At 60.6% G+C, this 13,968-nt stretch carries 15 protein-coding genes and 1 pseudogene; 8 read left to right on the top strand and 8 right to left on the bottom strand.

Annotated features, from left to right (window positions below):
• Positions 1 to 162 precede the first annotated feature (162 nt).
• The 4 genes and pseudogenes from OPU66_RS14030 to OPU66_RS14015 form a co-directional block, all read right to left on the bottom strand.
• A pseudogene (locus tag OPU66_RS14030) lies at positions 163 to 369 on the bottom strand (thioredoxin domain-containing protein); the annotation flags it as partial.
• 122 nt (positions 370 to 491) lie between these two features.
• Positions 492 to 1,031 (bottom strand): peptide-methionine (S)-S-oxide reductase MsrA, encoded by a 540-nt coding sequence (gene msrA, locus OPU66_RS14025; protein ID WP_498554275.1) that lies wholly within the window; start codon positions 1,029 to 1,031, stop codon positions 492 to 494.
• A 1-nt stretch (position 1,032) separates the two neighbouring features.
• Positions 1,033 to 1,476, bottom strand: coding sequence for a peptide-methionine (R)-S-oxide reductase MsrB (gene msrB / locus OPU66_RS14020; protein WP_066781578.1), 444 nt, complete (start codon positions 1,474 to 1,476; stop codon positions 1,033 to 1,035).
• A 152-nt stretch (positions 1,477 to 1,628) separates the two neighbouring features.
• Positions 1,629 to 2,504 carry a LysR family transcriptional regulator gene (locus tag OPU66_RS14015; protein ID WP_156455562.1) on the bottom strand — a complete coding sequence of 292 codons (876 nt, stop codon included), beginning with the start codon at positions 2,502 to 2,504 and terminating at the stop codon, positions 1,629 to 1,631.
• Positions 2,505 to 2,799: 295 nt separating this feature from the next.
• Between OPU66_RS14015 and OPU66_RS14010 the strand changes: the two genes are divergently transcribed.
• The 3 genes from OPU66_RS14010 to OPU66_RS14000 all read left to right on the top strand — a co-directional run bounded on the left by OPU66_RS14010 (position 2,800) and on the right by OPU66_RS14000 (position 5,468).
• Complete coding sequence (locus OPU66_RS14010; RefSeq protein WP_251652176.1) at positions 2,800 to 4,008, top strand: bifunctional alpha/beta hydrolase/OsmC family protein; 1,209 nt, start codon at positions 2,800 to 2,802, stop codon at positions 4,006 to 4,008.
• Between the two features lie 58 nt (positions 4,009 to 4,066).
• Positions 4,067 to 4,597 carry a peptide-methionine (S)-S-oxide reductase MsrA gene (gene msrA / locus OPU66_RS14005; RefSeq protein WP_296220841.1) on the top strand — a complete coding sequence of 177 codons (531 nt, stop codon included), beginning with the start codon at positions 4,067 to 4,069 and terminating at the stop codon, positions 4,595 to 4,597.
• A gap of 466 nt (positions 4,598 to 5,063) precedes the next feature.
• Positions 5,064 to 5,468, top strand: a complete 405-nt coding sequence (locus OPU66_RS14000) for a ZIP family metal transporter (RefSeq protein WP_498554274.1) — start codon at positions 5,064 to 5,066, stop codon at positions 5,466 to 5,468.
• A 30-nt stretch (positions 5,469 to 5,498) separates the two neighbouring features.
• Here OPU66_RS14000 and OPU66_RS13995 read toward each other — a convergent pair whose 3' ends face one another.
• A complete protein-coding gene (locus OPU66_RS13995) occupies positions 5,499 to 5,978 on the bottom strand; it encodes a MarR family winged helix-turn-helix transcriptional regulator (protein ID WP_296220845.1) in 480 nt (159 codons plus the stop codon).
• 305 nt (positions 5,979 to 6,283) lie between these two features.
• Positions 6,284 to 6,970, bottom strand: coding sequence for a ribose-5-phosphate isomerase RpiA (rpiA, locus tag OPU66_RS13990; RefSeq protein WP_296220847.1), 687 nt, complete (start codon positions 6,968 to 6,970; stop codon positions 6,284 to 6,286).
• A gap of 250 nt (positions 6,971 to 7,220) precedes the next feature.
• Between rpiA and gap the strand changes: the two genes are divergently transcribed.
• The 4 genes from gap to OPU66_RS13970 all read left to right on the top strand — a co-directional run bounded on the left by gap (position 7,221) and on the right by OPU66_RS13970 (position 9,960).
• Positions 7,221 to 8,231, top strand: coding sequence for a type I glyceraldehyde-3-phosphate dehydrogenase (gap, locus tag OPU66_RS13985; protein ID WP_251652182.1), 1,011 nt, complete (start codon positions 7,221 to 7,223; stop codon positions 8,229 to 8,231).
• A gap of 187 nt (positions 8,232 to 8,418) precedes the next feature.
• A complete protein-coding gene (locus OPU66_RS13980; protein WP_066782099.1) occupies positions 8,419 to 8,937 on the top strand; it encodes a MarR family winged helix-turn-helix transcriptional regulator in 519 nt (172 codons plus the stop codon).
• A gap of 48 nt (positions 8,938 to 8,985) precedes the next feature.
• Positions 8,986 to 9,471 (top strand): YkgB family protein, encoded by a 486-nt coding sequence (locus OPU66_RS13975; RefSeq protein ID WP_066782100.1) that lies wholly within the window; start codon positions 8,986 to 8,988, stop codon positions 9,469 to 9,471.
• 48 nt (positions 9,472 to 9,519) lie between these two features.
• The gene (locus OPU66_RS13970) at positions 9,520 to 9,960 is read left to right on the top strand and encodes a DUF6314 family protein (RefSeq protein ID WP_251652184.1); all 441 of its coding nucleotides are present in this window, start codon (positions 9,520 to 9,522) and stop codon (positions 9,958 to 9,960) included.
• Here the strand turns inward: OPU66_RS13970 and OPU66_RS13965 are convergent.
• Together OPU66_RS13965 and OPU66_RS13960 are read right to left on the bottom strand one after the other, a co-directional pair.
• The gene (locus tag OPU66_RS13965; RefSeq protein ID WP_251652186.1) at positions 9,957 to 10,913 is read right to left on the bottom strand and encodes a YeeE/YedE thiosulfate transporter family protein; all 957 of its coding nucleotides are present in this window, start codon (positions 10,911 to 10,913) and stop codon (positions 9,957 to 9,959) included. The two genes, OPU66_RS13970 and OPU66_RS13965, sit on opposite strands and share 4 nt — an antisense overlap.
• A gap of 291 nt (positions 10,914 to 11,204) precedes the next feature.
• The gene (locus tag OPU66_RS13960) at positions 11,205 to 12,209 is read right to left on the bottom strand and encodes a VWA domain-containing protein (protein WP_251652188.1); all 1,005 of its coding nucleotides are present in this window, start codon (positions 12,207 to 12,209) and stop codon (positions 11,205 to 11,207) included.
• A gap of 534 nt (positions 12,210 to 12,743) precedes the next feature.
• On the opposite strand from OPU66_RS13960, the gene OPU66_RS13955 reads away from it, so the two are divergent.
• Positions 12,744 to 13,898: an NtaA/DmoA family FMN-dependent monooxygenase gene (locus OPU66_RS13955; RefSeq protein WP_498554273.1), complete on the top strand. Its 1,155-nt coding sequence runs from the start codon at positions 12,744 to 12,746 to the stop codon at positions 13,896 to 13,898.
• Positions 13,899 to 13,968: the final 70 nt, after the last annotated feature.

Raw genomic sequence — 13,968 nt, 5'->3', positions numbered from 1 at the left:
GCGGCATGCCTCCGCGGTCGTCCCGCCCTGGCCCAGCATGATCTCAACCTCACGCAGCTTCCCGATGATCTCCTCGGGCTTGTGCTTCTTGGCAGGCATTCGTCGTCCCTTCCTTGATCCAGACTCTCATAGTCGATGGACCACTCAGAAGGGGGCAGCTCAGCCGTTCGGATTGAGCGAAACGAACGCGGGGTCCTTCGACTCGTTCTTGGAGATGTCTACAAAGTGCGGCTCGTATGCCAGACCGACCTCTTCAAGCATGATCGAAACCTTGACGCCGTTGGGCGTCGGTGCCGCATACAGCTGCAGGCGATCAGGATGCGCTGCTGGCCACCGCTGCGCGATCGGGAATGAGGAGAGATCTGGCATTCGGCTGCAATTCTCGAAATAAGCCGGTCCAACAGACTGTCAGAACGATCATCCCTTCGTGGCCATGGCGACGCGACCACGAAGGGAACTGCTGATGCTATGAAGGAGCGTGGACCGCTCGATCAGTCCGCCTGTGCCGTAGCCGCGCCGTGCGCACCGCCGGCGTCCTGGCGTTTTGGAAGCACCCAGTCGGGTCGTGCGAAGTGGCACGTGTAACCGCCCGGCCGCTTCTCGAGGTAGTCCTGATGCTCCGGCTCGGCTTCCCAGAAGTCGCCCACGGGCTCGACCTCGGTGACGACCTTGCCATTCCAGAGCCCCGATGCATCCACGTCGGCGATCGTGTCCTCGGCGATGCGCTTTTGCTCCTCGTCGACATAGTAGATGCCGGACCTGTAGGAGGCTCCGCGGTCGTTGCCTTGACGATCCTTCGTCGTCGGATCGTGGATCTGGAAAAAATATTCCAGGATGTTCCGGTAGCTCGTCACCTCGGGATCGAAGGTGATCTCGATCCCCTCGGCATGCGTGCCGTGATTGCGATAGGTGGCATTGGGGACGTCGCCGCCGGTGTAGCCCACGCGGGTCGAGATGATGCCCGGCTGCTTGCGGATCAGATCCTGTATACCCCAGAAACAGCCGCCAGCGAGAACTGCGCGCTGATGCATGTTAAACCTCCTCTACTTGATCGAGATATTCACCGTATCCCTCGGCCTCCATCTCATCGCGGGGGACGAAGCGGAGCGCTGCCGAATTGATGCAGTAGCGCAGGCCGCCCTGGTCGGCGGGGCCATCCGGGAAGACGTGGCCGAGATGGCTGTCACCATGCACCGACCTGACCTCGGTCCTTGTCATCCCATGGGAGCTGTCCCGCACTTCGTTGACATGCGCAGGGACGATCGGTTTGGTGAAGCTTGGCCAGCCGGAGCGTGAATCGAACTTGTCGGTGGATGCGAACAGTGGCTCACCCGAAACAACGTCGACGTAGATCCCCGGCTCCTTGTTGTCATTGTATTCACCCGTGAACGGCCTCTCGGTGCCGTGCTCCTGAGTGATGCGACGCTGCTCAGGGGTCAGGCGATCGATTGCGGCCTGTGTTTTCTCAAACTTCATGATTAGACCTCCAATGCTAAGTCCAGAACTTTAGGCGCACCACGATCAGCATGGCTGATGTGTCATCTAGTCGACTATCGCAGCCGCATACGTACTTATCCAATACGTCGTGCGCATAGTTTCCATAGCCTCGCCGCTTTGATTGATGCGGCTCACCGCCACTCATGTCGCGCCGCAAGCTGCGCGATTTTCCGGATTTCAACCGGCGCCGTCGATCCGGAAACAGTCACGATCACCACCTCCCTTTCCAACGTGAAACCCTCGATAGGCCGTGTAACGAGGCCGGTCTCTGCGGCTGACCGCTCCGGGACGATGCATATCGCGCTACCCTCGGCAACGATGCGGTGGACCCAGTCTTCGCGGTCTGAACGCAAGCGCGGGCGCATCACTACGTCGCGCCGCGCAAAGTGCTCTTGTATCTGGTCGCGAAACTCGCAGTTGAGCCGATCGACCAACGGGAATTTCGCCAAGTCGTCCCCACGAACAATTTCCGCTGCCGCCAACGGGTGACTCACTGCGCAGGCGAGTACGAAGCGCTCTTGGAAGAGCGGTCGAACATCGAGCTTCCGATCTGGGCGAACTTCCCGCGGAAGAATACACGCGTGATACTTGCCGGATAGGACCTCCGACGAGTCTTCGCCCGACTGAAGTGAATGCAGTCTGATCTCGATGGACGGGACTTCCTCCAGGGCACCCTCGAAAAAAGATGCAAACCTTTTCGGTCCGACGGTCGGCGCGACAGCGATGTCAAGCACGCGGTGGCGCCCCATCGTCCAGTTCTCAGAGTGATCGCGCACGCTCCTCAACGCCAAGAGCATACGACGGAATTCCGCTTCAACATCCTGGCCGAGGCCCGTGAGCCGGCTGTTCTTTCCGTCCCGATAGATCAGTGCCCCGCCGAGTTCTTCCTCCAGGCGACGAATGGCACGCGTCAGGCTTGGCTGCGACACGCCACTTAACCGAGCAGCCTCGGTGAAATTCAGCGTCTCAGCCAAGTTTATGAAATAGCTGACCTGATTGAGTTCCATCACCCCTCGGCCCATGTCTCTCTCGACTACCTCCGCAGATCCGTCTTCGACCGACCGGAGCGGAGAAGTATGCGCGACGCATATAGTTTGCCGGTTAGGGGTTGTCTATATGCGCGACGCATATAAAAGGTTTGTCCTGTCGTGACTGGTGCCCATTCAAGGTGCTGCCCGGCCCAACGGTAGAGCGCGAGGCAATGCTCGCCCCGGCTCGCGGGTGGGGGAGATCGTTGAATGGCGGAGGAATGCGGAGTTCCGGGTTGGAACGGCGCGCTCATATGTTCTGGGAGGTATCGACGTGCCTGCAGCGAAGTTCACGTTCGAGAACGGAGAGGGCAAGCTTCTCAGCGGGCTCCTAGAGTCTCCGGAAGGCACTCCTCGCGGATGGGCGATCTTCGCTCATTGCTTCACGTGCGGGAAGGACAGCCGAGCGGCTGTCCACATTTCCCGCGCACTGTCACGGGCAGGGATCGGCGTCCTGCGATTTGACTTTGCTGGCACTGGGGTCGGCGGCGCCGAAGGCGAGGCAGTGGATTTCGCCGCGGACGTGACGGATCTCAAGTCAGCGGCAAGGGCGATGACGACCGCGGGGATGACGCCCGCCCTTCTTATCGGACATAGCCTAGGTGGAACCGCTGCTCTGGTGGCTGCGACCGATCTGCCGGACATCGTCGCCGTGGCGACCATCGGCGCGCCGGCGGAACTCGAGCACATCCTCAAGGTCTTCAACGCCAGCGATCTCGACACGATCAGACGCGAAGGCGAGGCATCGGTCGACATTGCCGGCCGGCCTTTCCTCATCCGACGCAGCTTCGTCGACGCCGTCGAACAGGTGGATGTAGAAAAGGCGGTCGCTGCGCTCCGTCGTCCATTACTCGTCCTGCACTCCCCCCTCGATCAGGTGGTTGGGGTCGAGCATGCGTCGCGCATCTTCGTTGCTGCTCGGCACCCGAAAAGCTTCGTATCGCTCGATGCGGCCGATCACCTTCTTGCAGATGCCGCCGACGCGAACTTTGCATCCGCCATGGTCGCCACCTGGGCCAATCGCTACCTGCCACCCCTTGTGGCCGATCTTCCGCAGGTTGAGGCTGCCGATGGAGTCGAGGCCATCGAGACGCTGGCGGGCAAGTTCCAGCTCAAGGTTCGCAGCGGCAAGCATTCGATCTACTCGGACGAGCCGACATCGGTCGGCGGACTAGGGAGCGGTCTTTCGCCATATGAGTTGGTCTCCGCCGGCCTCGCTGCCTGCACGGTGATGACGATGCGCCTCTATGCAAACCGCAAAGGCTTTCCGCTCGAACGAGCGAGCACGAGGGTTGAGCACAAGAAGGTGGCGGACATGATGCCTCCAGACCGGTTCACTCGGACGATTGTCCTTGAAGGACCTCTGGATGAGGAGCAGCGCGCGCGCATTCTCGAGATCGCCGACCGCTGTCCCGTCGATCTCACGCTGATCCGTGGATCAGATGTCCAGACCGACCTCGTCGACGCACCCTTACCCAAGTGAAGTTCCGAGCCGGCGGCATGATCAAGAGGATTCGAGCCGACCCAGAAGCGAGGGATCTGTGAGCGACCCGTCTGTCGAAAGCGAAGCAAACCCGACGGAACGAGCGATACTCGCCGGCGGATGCTTCTGGGGCATGGAAGATTTGCTGCGGCAAAAGCGGGGGGTCGTCTCGACACGCGTCGGGTACATCGGCGGTGAAACGGTAGACCCGACCTACCATGATCATCATGGCCACGCCGAGGCGGTCGAGGTTGTCTTTGACCCCGCCGTTCTGAGCTATCGCTCCCTGCTGGAACTCTTCTTTCAGATCCACGACCCGACAACCTACGAACAACAGGGCAGCGACATCGGCCCAAGCTACCGCTCCGCCATCTTCTATACCGACAAGCGTCAGATGGAGGTCGCCTTGGCAACGATCGAGGATATCGAGGCATCGGGTCGATGGCCCGGGCCGGTCTTATCCGAGATCAATCCCGAGGAGCCATTCTGGGAGGCAGAGCCGGAGCACCAGAAGTATCTAGTGCGACATCCGAGGGGGTATAGCTGCCACTTCGCGCGTCCCACGTGGCGCCTCGACCGATCGCGCTGATGATGCGGCCAAGCCACGACCTGCTGGCACATCACAGCGCCATTGAACGCGCCAGCTCGCAAGTCGATGTTTGTTGAAGGAGGCTGCGACGGTGGGATCACCTATGACACCCGTCCCTGAGTTCGTCGTTGCCGGCATGTGGGGGCTAGTGTCTGGCAGCGGCTTGCTCTTGGGCGCGATCGTTGCAGATGCATTATCTGGCAAACTCAGTCATCGGATGGTTTCCGCCATTATGGGGTTCGGGGGCGGTGTCTTGTTTGCCGTGATCGCCACGGAACTCGTCGTTCGACCACATGCGGGCGGGGCGGCTACATGGCCTACCATCGCTTTGCCAGTAGGTGCGGGGATTTTCAGCGGCATAAACTGGTACCTCGCTAGGCGCGGGGCGAGGGACCGAAAGCGTTGTGGCGAGTGCGTCGAGCAACCCAACGAAGCGGAGCATCATGGAAGTGGAGCTGCGATCGCCGTGGGCAGCGTGCTCGACGGCATCCCTGAGGCCCTGGTAATCGGGATGTCGGTCGCCGGCGGCGGCGCGATCAGCCTGGCCGTAATCGTAGGCTTTTTTCTGGCGAACGTGCCTCAGGGACTCTCGAGCACCTCAGGCATGAAGCTGGCCGGCCGGTCTCGCACATACATCTACACGATATGGATCGGGATACCGCTTATAATCGCGATCGCGGCAGGTGTTGGAAACTTCCTGCTCGGATCAGCATCGGCGCAGGAGCCTGCCATCCTCCTATTCGCCGCTGGTGCCGTACTGGCCATGCTCGCCGAAGCCATGATCCCGGAAGCCTTCGAGAATGCGCCTCCGTTCATCGGGCTTATCACGGTCCTTGGCTTTCTGGCCGCCTACCTAATCGCGCAGCATTGAGCACGCGCTTCAAGACCACTGGTGCGGCCGTTACTCGCGGTCCTGCCCCCGCTCATGAAGCTCAGCGTCGATAGGACAATTGGTACAGCCATCGTAGCAACACAGGCGGCAGATGCGATAGGAGTGCTCGAGGTTCTCCAAACGGCCACGAAGGACGCGCTCGGCAATGTCGGCCAGGATCCTCATTTCGTCTTTGTTGAGGATCGACAAGCCCTCTTCGATGACCTTATCTCTTGCGGCTAGGATCGCAGCACTCGCCTTCTGACCGGCCGATGTCAGGTGCAGGGAACGGACGCGGCCGTCAGTCGCGGTTGCCCGGCTCTCGATCAGTCCTTCGGCAGTGAGCCGATCGGCAAGGCGGACCGTCCCTGCGTGCGACAAGCCCACGCCGACCGCCAGCATTCTCACCGAAAGCCCAGGCTGGTGCGCGAGCAGCGCTAGCGCTGACGCGGCAGGTCCTTCTTCCGGCGCCCGCGATGAACTAGCGCGAACGATGTCGTCGCTGATCATAAGTGCGAACGCCCCGAAAACGTTACGGTCTCGAGGTTCATCCATCCGTGCGGGTATATGTGCGCGACGCATAGACAGCAAGCTTCGGTGCGTATTGATCTGGCAGGTTAGAACAACCGGAAGTCCCGCAAAGTCAGAGACTTACCGAGGCACATCCAATTTTCATCAGTCGTAGTTTGCGACGAGCTGCCATACCACTCGATACGCTGCGGCTATGGCGGCTTGAGAGAACCCCGGCGTCTCTCCCCCTTCGGTTCACCAAGGACGCGGCGCTGGGGCAAAAGGTTCAACCCGCAGTACTGGGATCACGATCGATCCGCGTGTCTAACGTCAACCGCACCATCGCGCCCAACGATGATCGTATCGATCTCAGAGAGAAAAAGGCTGTGCGCGGCAACACCCGGAATGGCTGCGATCGCGAGTGCGGTCTGTTGCGGGTCTGTGATGACCCCGAAGGCCACATCCAGGATGTGATTGCCATGATCTGTCAAAAGCGGATCGTCATTCTGCAATCGGAGGGACACCGGAACTCCAAGGTCGGCGAGGCGCGCTCCGACGAATTCAGCGGCAAACGGGAAAACTTCGACGGGTAGCGGAAAGCGGCCGAGCCGCCTTACGACCTTGCTTGAATCGACCACGGCGATGACGCGAGCGGATGCCGCAGCAATAACCTTTTCCCTCAGCAAAGCGCCCCCGCCGCCCTTGATTGCCTGGAGGTTTTGATCGATCTCGTCGGCGCCGTCGATCGTGAGGTCCACTGAACTGAGACCCCCGAAGGCAACCAGCGGTACGGCCAATTCGCGGGCCAGAGCCTCGGTCATGCGCGAGGTTGGGACAGCCGTGATGCGGAGCCCGGCAGCAACTCGCTTTCCAAGATACTTCAGAACGTAGTTCGCCGTGCTGCCGGTCCCTAATCCGACAAGCATGCCGTCCTGGATTTCATCGACTGCCCTTTTGGCTGCGAGAGCCTTTTCTGCTTCAAGGTCAGACACCGTTTAAATCCTCCTTCCCTTCCCCGCGCAGTTCCGTCGCGCGCTGCATGATCTACGCGACGGTGCCGAGCAGGCGCCGGAAACGGCCAGTCAATCCCGGTCGCCTCGCCGTGTTGACCTGCTCGGAACCCACGCCTAGGTCTATGCGTCACGCATATATATCGTCGACTTGAGCGACAATTTTCCTACGAGCGGTAGCGAGAGATACTCGTTCCCGGCGGCGATTTCTCATCAACGAAAGGGAATGCGCATGACTGTCAGGGTCGCGATCAACGGTTTCGGGCGCATCGGCAGACTGACGTTGCGCTCGGTGGTCGAACTTCGCCGTCAGGATATCCAAGTCGTGGCTATCAACGATCTCGCACCGGTCGGCACCCTGGCTCACCTCCTCAAATACGACTCCGTCCACGGTCCCTTTCCGGGTGAAATCGACGTCGGCGCCGACTGGATCGATGTCGGCTACGGGAGAATCACAGTCACCATGCAGCGCGACCCGGCGGACTTGCCTCATCAGAAGTGCGGCGTCGATATCGCGATGGAGTGCTCAGGCTTCTTCACTTCGAAAGACAAGGCCAGCGCGCATCTGCGCGCCGGTGCGAAACGTGTTCTCGTCTCCGCACCCAGCGAAGGAGCCGACAAGACGATCGTCTTCAAGGTCAATCATGCGACATTGACGCCCGAAGATGTAATCGTTTCGAACGGGTCCTGCACGACCAACGTGCTCGCACCCGTGGCAAAAGTGTTGAACGATTTATTCGGCATCGAGCGCGGCTACATGACGACGGTCCACGCCTACACCGGCGACCAACCGACGTTGGATGCCGTGCACACGGATCCTTATCGAGGACGCGCAGCCGCTCTATCGATGATTCCGACATCGACGGGCGCGGCGAATGCAATCGGCCGCGTGTTGCCGGAGTTGAAGGGCAAGCTGCACGGATCCTCAATCCGTGTCCCCACACCCAATGTTTCGGTCATCGATCTAGCCGTGTCCGCCATGCGTGACGTCACCATCGAGGAGGTGAACGGAGCCATTCGGGTTGCTGCCGATGGACCAATGCAGGGCGTGCTCGCGGTCACAACCGAACCGTTGGTGTCGATCGATCTGAGCCATCGGACCGAGTCGTCGATCGTCGCACTGCCCCAGACCGACGTTGTCGATCGAAGACTGGTCCGCGTTCTAGCCTGGTATGACAACGAGTGGAGCTTTGCGACACGCATGGCGGATACCGCGCTCGAGATGGCCAAATTCGGCAACTAACCGCAGGCGCCGACCCCCAAAGCGAGCGTTCGCGCGAACTAAGGCGCCGTTTGCGCCACCCTACTCTCGCGTCCTTCAAGCACCATCCTGAGTGAAGTGGTCCACACAGGCAGCGCGATCAAATTTCGATCGAACTCGACAGAGGACTTAACAAGGTGTATGCGTGGCGCATATATCACGCAAGGTGATGACGATGCTCGACGAGCCCTCAGATCGACTGATCAACGTCTTTGGCGCGCTCGCTCAGGCCGTTTCCGATCGGGTGCGGATTGCCATAGCTGAGGCCTTTACCGCGGGTGGGGAAACCGCTGCTGCGCTGATTGCGATCGGTCACGATCCGGGGATGTCGATCGATCAGATCAGCCGGATCCTTCGCCTCTCACATGCCGGGACGGTTCGCGTTGTTGAGCGGCTGGATGATCAGGGCTTTGTAGGAAAGTCGCAGTCTCAGTCTGACCGCCGCGTCGCACGTATAACGCTGACGCGGCGGGGGCATGCCGAACGAACCAAACTCCTCAGCCTGAGAAATGCCGCGGTTTCCGGCCTTTTGGTCCGGGTCTCTGCCAACGACCGCATAGTTTTGGAACGGATCGCCGACACCATTCTGACTTCGTTGCTGGATGATCCGCAGAGCGCGCTGGCGACGTGCCGCTTCTGCGATCAGGCACGGTGTCTTGGCTGCCCGATGGGCACACGGCGCCACTGAAATCTTCCGTTTATCCACAACCGACATAATCTTCATCGAGGAGTTCCGATGCCGTTTCTGAACCGCTATCGCTTTCATGTTGCCGAGGAAAACAGAAGGGATCTGGCACTGCTGAGGTGGGCGCTCGTCCTGGTCTTCCTATGGTTCGGCGGCATGAAGTTCACTATGTACGAGGCCGAAGGGATCGCCCCGTTCATCGGGAACAGCCCGCTGATGAGTTGGCTCGGCATGTTCGGAACGCAGGGGCAGAGCTACTTCGTCGGGATCATCGAACTCTCGACGGCTGCGGCGCTGACCGTCGGCGCGTTTCGGCCTATCTTCTCAGCGCTCGGCGCCCTGATGTCGGTGTCAACCTACCTGATCACGCTAACTTTCTTCGTGACTACGCCGGGCGTCTCGGAGGCAAGCGCAGGAGGCTTCCCTGCGATATCGGCCGCGCCGGGACAGTTCCTGCTCAAGGACGCCGTTCTCCTCGCGGCGTCGCTCGTGTTGCTCTTCAACTCGGTCGAACGGCGACCAGTACAGTCGGCCTAACCCTGAGCATGCTGGTACAAGCTTGCGAGGGAGGGTGACAAATCGCCGGTGATCGAAGGCTCCCGTCTCCTTCGAAGTCTAAGTGGCGCCTGGCAACTCGATCGGGAAATCAGGGGTGCCGGCGCGCAGTTCCTCGGCAAGGCCGTCTTCGAGCCTCAACCTGATGGCACTTCCAATTACCGAGAATGCGGGACGCTTCTATTGCGAGACGGGCGAGAGCTATCCTCCCACCGGAGCTACACCTATCGTCCCTCCGAAAGGGGGTTCACGGTCGCGTTCGCGGACGGGCCGACCCTGGGCGATATCTTTGTGCGGCTTCTTTTCGACGCCGTGGACGATCAACAGCTCGTAGCTGACGACGTCCACCGCTGCGGTGCCGACACTTACGAGGTTCGCTACATTCTCGGGCGGCCGGGTGCATTCGAGACCATCATCGACGTGGTGGGCCCGGCCAAAGCCTATCGCCTGATCAGCAGTTACGTTCGCTAATGGTCGATGCGCCCGCCGCGTGTCAGCCTACGGCGTCCGATTAAGCCAATCAGAATGGTGGCAGTCATGGTTAGGACGGCTGCGAAGCCACCTGGTGACAGCGCGGGCACTGCTGACAGGATAAGACCATCATTCCCGCCGGGGATGAGAGAGATCCCAACCCCCATAAGGAAGCCGCCGAAGAGGGTTCGAAGAAGGTCACGGGCAGAAGGTTCCTGCAGGCCCATGTTGCCTTGCCCTGCAGAGGCGGCGAATGCGCCCATTACCGATGCGGCCACAGCTGGGAGTGCGACAACCCCGGTGCGCATGTCGTGGAGAAGAAGGCTGTGTTGCAACAACTGAGCAAGCGTCCAAGACGGCGATAGCGCAAAGAGCGCTCCGCCGGTCACTCCAAGTACCAACATCGATAATGCCAGCGGCCATCTCGCCCTTGGTCGCGATGCCTCGCTGACCGCCAGGATGATCGACACCAGCGTAAGAATGATCAGAAAGCTCAAGAGGCAGACCATACCCTGTACGCTCGGCTCCGCGAGCAGGCTAGGCCACATTGCGATACGATCGTGTCGCGCTCGGTCAATGAGCAGCATCCCGGCCGCTAGTCCAAAGGGCAGAGCTAGAAGTCGGACCTCCCCGTTCCCCAAACGAGCGAGCGATCCGAGCAAGCAGGTGTCGTTGACGAGGGCGCCTATTCCGAACGCGACGGCACCAGCGAGGAGCGAGGAGTCGATACTGGACGCGGTGATTGTTAGTCCGTCTATCGCCGCGACCCAGGCGAGCGGAACGGCAACGAGACCGGCAGCCGCCGATGCTGAGACAAGCCCGATGAGAATGCGAGGAGGGTGTCTCTTGGCCAGCTCGTCAGCGGCGGCGACCAGGCACGTCCCACCCTGGTTGGCGGCGAATCCGAAGCCGAAAGACAGTACGCATAGAGCGAAGTCGAACCAGGATGGCACCTCGCTAAGCTCTGCAGTTCAGGCGGTGTTTATCCCGGGGAAAAGAGCTGCTCAGCCGCTCCCACAGGAGAGCGCCGCTCGTGACTTGGAGCCTAGCAACTTCATGCAGCATGCGTTTGAGATATATGCGCTGCGCATAGATATCAATGCCGCCGCACGGTATATGCGCAACGTAGATGCCGGCACACCGGGCGAGCTTGTTTATTGAATAAGGCGTGGATTCGCGCTCTGACGCTGAGCGGTACAATCCTGCCCGACGCCTTCACCCACCTCAGATATTGTTGGGCTGGGTTAGCGAACCTTAGCGGCCTCTGCTGCGACGGCGTCATTCGCTCGCCCGAGTTTCGCCTGCAATCGCTCCACGAAAGCAGCCGTCCGCCGCTCGAGCGCTTTATGCCGGTCGTTCAGGACCTTTTCCGCCCGCTCTTCCATTGCGACATCCTGACCCGCGATGCGCTTCTTGGCGACATCGGCGCTTACCGCCAACCGCTCTCGTGCGATGATGCCGCTAGTGCATAGTTGGGCCTCGGCGGCTGTACCGGAGGTAGAAAGGTTGTTGCGCGCCGTGGTGCCGCTCTCCGCGAGCCTGTTCGCGGCCTGTCGCCCATTTTCGCGAATGCGGGCCGCGACGGCGTCGACCTGATTGCCGGCATCGACGTTGATGAACTGCCCGCCTCCGGCCGAGGCGACTGCGGCCAATGCCGCGGCTTCTCCAGTGGGGACGGCGAAGCCGATGATGTTCACGATAGCCTTTGTCGGCCCTGCGTTGATCCGGCGGGCAACGTCGACCGGATCGCCGCCGCAGGTTTCCTGACCATCCGACACGACATAAATTACCTGGGTTCCCGGCCTGCCGCCCTCAACGAGCAGCATCTCGGCTTGTCGGAGAGCGGCTGCGAGGGGTGTCCACCCCACAGGCTTTACGGCCGACACACCGCGAATAAGCGCGGCTCGATCGCGCGAAAGCGGCACGGTGAGGCTGATCGCGCCGCACGAAGGGGCCTTCCCGCGTGCCGTGTTGTCGCCAGCTTGCCCAAATACGAGCAGGCCGACTTCCGCTTCTGCGGGCAGCCCATCGATAAAGCTACGAGCTGCTGCATGCGCTAGGTCCAGCTTACTTCGACCCGAGACCCGCCCGGCCATCGACCCTGATGCATCCACAGCGATGAGCACGCGCTGCGGAGACCCTATGGGCTGCTCGTTCGACTTGGCCTCGAAAGTCGCCGAGCCCACCGACGCCTCACCGAAACAGGTTTCCGGGTTCTCGGCAGCGAAGCGGCGGAGGTACGCATCCACCTCAGTTGATGAGTCTTTCACGCCGGCAGCTGGGGCCGTGGCGGCTGGGTTGCTGGCGTCCTCCCGACTCCTCGGCCCGCCGTCGCATGCTGATAGTCCACAGGCCATCGCTGTAAGTGCCAAGTAGCCGGTTCGCCGCACACGTGTGCTCCTGAACGTTACGGCCGAATGCAGGTTCGGCCAAAAGCCCGACGACTAACAAATGTCGGAGCTAAGCTGGCCCCGGCCTTACTACCCGCTGCCCGCTAGGCATAGGGTTTAGCTTATGCCTCATATAGGCATTATCACGATGGTCGCGTGACTAGGCGGACCATAGACATAACATCAGCCGATCGTGGCGCAGTTCAGAAGCGCCGTGGCTCATGGGAGCGTCGGAGCGTCGCGTAAATTCAGGGTAATTCTCTCGCCCGGCACGCCGAAGAAAGCAGCTCGGATCCGACACGTACTGCTGGTCCATGCCGAGAGCCTGGGAGAGCTCTGAATGAAAATGCGCAACAGCGAGGCGATCCCGATGTCCCAAGGGGAGCGTAAGCGATGACAAAGCAGATCCTTATCAACGCCTTCTACATGGCGTCACCCGCCCAGGCATGGACCGGGTTGTGGGCGCATCCCAGGGCGCAAGGAGATCGCTATGCTGACTTGGATTATTGGATACAGCTGGCTCGCACTGCCGAAGAAGGACTGATCGACGGCATCTTCCTCGCCGACACCTTAGGTGTGTCCGACGTCTACGAAGGAAAGGCCGACGCCATCATGCGCGCTGGCGGCATGTTTCCGTCCAATGATCCGATGATGTTGATTCCGGCAATGGCCGCAGCGACGACCCACCTGTGCTTCGGCGTAACAGCGAATACGACATACGAACCACCTTACCTGTTAGCCCGGCGCCTATCGACGCTCGATCATCTTACAAAAGGGCGCATTAGCTGGAACGTGGTGACCGGTATCCTCGCTTCAACAGCGCGGGCGATGGGGGTCGAGCCGGTCCCGCATGACCGGCGGTACGACCTAGCCGACGAATACATGCAACTGGTGTATAAGCTCTGGGAGGGCAGCTGGAGCGACGACGCCGCGGTGCGCAACCGGGAAAGTCGCGTATTCACCGAGCCATCGCGCGTTCGGAAGATTTTGCACGACGGACAGTACCGCTGCGAAGGCTACCATCTGTGTGAACCGTCGCCGCAACGCACACCATTCATCTATGCCGCTGGCTCTTCGGGGAAGGGCATGGACTTTGCCGGACGGCATGCGGAGGCAGCATTCACGGCAGCCCACGATAAGACCGCAGCCAAGCGGGTAGTCGATGGCTATCGGCGAGCCGCCGTGGAGGCAGGCCGCAATCCCGAAGGTATCAAGATTTTCAACGCGACCACGGTGATCGTGGCGCCGACGGAAGCGAAAGCCCTCGAGCTAAAGCGCCAGTACGCGGAGTACAGCAGCGAAGAAGGCAATCTTGCGATGATGTCCTCCTTCCTCGGAATCGATCTCTCGAAGTACGATCCGGAAGACCCGATTGAATATATCGAGAGCAATGCGATGCAGAGCGCTATCGAAGCGATGACAAAGTATAATAGAGGAAAGAGGGTGCGCGTCCGTGATATAGCGGCGTTTGCAGACTTGCCAGGTCGGGAACCATTCATTGTCGGCTCGGCCGCGCAGGTCGCCGACGCAATGATCGAGTGGATCTGAGCAGCCCCCACCGGGTGGTCCGGGTATATAGTTAGTGCATTGTCGTCTCCGCCGCCATTGCCGGTCGGAG

This window comes from Sphingomonas sp. URJC2 (assembly GCF_059803575.1).
This window is presented reverse-complemented; position numbering and strand designations above follow the sequence as displayed.